General features: G+C 64.8%; 1 protein-coding gene and 2 pseudogenes. All 3 read right to left on the bottom strand.

Annotated features, from left to right (window positions below; translation table 11 throughout):
• A pseudogene (locus HP499_RS23435) lies at positions 1 to 687 on the bottom strand (NADH:flavin oxidoreductase/NADH oxidase); the annotation flags it as partial.
• Positions 687 to 1691: a tetratricopeptide repeat protein gene (locus HP499_RS23430; RefSeq protein ID WP_172326449.1), complete on the bottom strand. Its 1005-nt coding sequence runs from the start codon at positions 1689 to 1691 to the stop codon at positions 687 to 689. The pseudogene HP499_RS23435 and the gene HP499_RS23430, both read right to left, overlap by 1 nt.
• Before the next feature lie 36 nt (positions 1692 to 1727).
• Positions 1728 to 2391, bottom strand: a pseudogene (locus HP499_RS23425) (hypothetical protein); the annotation flags it as partial.

Genomic DNA, 2391 nt, shown 5'->3' with positions numbered 1-2391 from the left:
CGGGATGGTGTTGCGGACAGCGTCCACCACGCTGAGCAGGAGTTTGTTGCGCCCGTCCTCGTTCCCTCCCCAACTATCAGTCCGGGTATTGATGAGGGGGCTTTGGAACTGGTGCAACAAGTATCCGTGGGCGCCGTGAATCTCCACGGTGTCAAAACCCGCGGCAACGGCCCGGGAGGCCGCTGCAGCAAAGTCGTCCACTACATCCAGGATCTCGTTCTCGCTCATCGTCGCCGGAGCGGCGTAGCCATCGAATGGCCGGGGCCCCGGTCCCACGGTCACCCAACCGCCGTCGGACAATGGCACAGAGCCCGACTGATCGGCGAACGGCCAATACGTGGAGGCCTTGCGCCCCGCGTGGGCCAACTGGGCCCCGATCCTGCAGTCCACGGCACCATGCCGATGGACAAAATCAACAATGCGTTCCCACCCCGCAGCCTGCTCATCTGAGTACAGGCCTGCATCCAACGGGCTGATTCTGCCCACGGCGTTGACTGCTGCTGCCTCGCTCATGATCAAAGCGGCACCACCGGCGGCGAAGGAACCCAAGTGCATCAGATGCCAGTCGTTGGGGACGCCCTCGCCGGTCTCCGGATGGCAGCTGTACTGGCACATGGGAGATACCCACCCCCGGTGCGGGATGTTCAGTGAGCGCAGCTGCAGTGGGGAGAACAGTGCGGAAGGCACTAGAAAAGAACCCTCGCAAGTCCTTGACGGGCCTTGGCAACCCTCTGGTCCGTGGTGCCGACTACCTCGAAGAGTTCAAGAAGCCGTACGCGCGCAGTCTCGCGTTCGGGGCCGAAGTTCCTACCGATGAACGTGATGATGCGGCTGAAAGCGTCCTCAACGTGTCCCCCGGAAACGTCGAGGTCAGCAACGCCCAGCTGGGCGTCAAGGTTATCCGGCTCCCGGGCGGCGAGATCACGGAGGCTTTCCGCCTCGGGGGCGGAAAGGTTTTCCAGCCTGGCCATCAGCTCAACCTGGGCCAGCCCGGCTTTGGCGTCAGCGTCGGCCGGCTGCTCAAGGAGCGCTTGCTTGTAGGATGCAGCAGCTGCGGCGTAGTCACCGGCCTCAATCGCATCCAGGGCGGCCTGGTGCAGGGGCGGGAGGGGCTCAGGCTCAGCGTCTTCGCCTTGGCCGGCGGCGTCACCAATACTTCCGGTAACGCCGTTCGCAGCAGCTACCTTGAGGAGCTCCTCCACGAGGTCGCGGATCTGCCCGTCATCGGCGGGACCCTGGAAAAGCGGAACCGGTTGGCCCTTCACCACGGCCACTGCCGTGGGGACAGCCTGCACTTGGAAGGCCTGGGCCAGTTGCGGGAAGGCATCGACGTCGGCCGCGGCGAGAACCAGCCGACCGCCGTAACTTTCCACGACGCGCTCAGTGGCTTCGAGGACTGCCGGCGATTCCGGTGCATAGCGGGACCAGAGAAGGAAGAGGACAGGAATCTGTGCAGACAACTGCACCAGATCCTGGAAGTTGGTTTCGGTGGCGTCCACCCGAACTGGCGCCCTGCCGGCGCCTTCATGGGTGTCATCACCGTGGGCGGCGGCGTCGCGTGCGGAACTGTCCGCTGGAGCGGGCGGCGCCGGGGGTGCGGCCGGGCGGCGCAGAGACGAAAGGTCTACGGCGCCGCGAAGGTTGAGCTGGCTGGCAGCGGCTGGAGTGGGTCGGTATCCGGGCGAACTCATACCATCCACTCTAGCCGCTGCCTGCAGCGTCATTGCCTACTTGAAGCTGGCCCCCACCAAGCCACGGGTAGCTGCCACGAGCTTCATGGGATCGGCAGATCCTGCCGGCGGAATGTAGACCGCCACGGACTCGGCGAAGTTCAGCACCATGCCCGTTGTGGTTTCCTTACCCCCGGCAAAAACGGCAGAGTCGTCCTCGAGCAAGAGCTTGTCTCCTGCTGCCTTGGGCGTGCCCTCGAAGGCGAAGTCAAGCCGGCCCACCACCAGGGCGCCGCCGTCAGCGGTGCGCAGCACCACGGTCTGGTTGGTCACAGGCGTGTGGGTGAACTTGAAGTTGGCGCTGGTCCCGTTCTTTACGGTGTCTGCCTGGTAAGCCAAGGCCCCGGCGATGTACGGGGAGGCCTGGCCGTCAGCCAGCTTGCTGCGGTTCGGGGAGTCGGGCGTGGTCAGCATTTCGGCCAGGATGCCCAAAGCCTCGTTGCCGCTGTAGGCCAGGCCGGTGTTGTCGCCGGCAGGTACTGGTTCAGTTCCTTCGCGGGGAACAGGGAACGACGGGAAGTTGGTGCCCGGCTGCAACGGAGCGCTGCCCCACAGCTTGTAGTTTTCGCGCGGCGAGAGCTGGACCAGTGTCAGGACCTGCGGCACAACGTTGCCTTCGCCCTGGGTCAGGGCAAAGACCGTACGGGGCCACTCACGTTTG

This window comes from Paenarthrobacter sp. CM16 (assembly GCF_013179505.1).
GTDB lineage: Bacteria > Actinomycetota > Actinomycetes > Actinomycetales > Micrococcaceae > Arthrobacter.
The sequence above is the reverse complement of the archived record's forward strand: the minus strand, read 5'-3'. Positions and strand labels throughout refer to the sequence as shown.

Bases quoted from the DNA above. Each gene is read 5' to 3' on its own strand.
- HP499_RS23430 (WP_172326449.1), bottom strand. From the start codon at position 1,691: ATGAGTTCGCCCGGATACCGACCCACTCCAGCCGCTGCCAGCCAGCTC.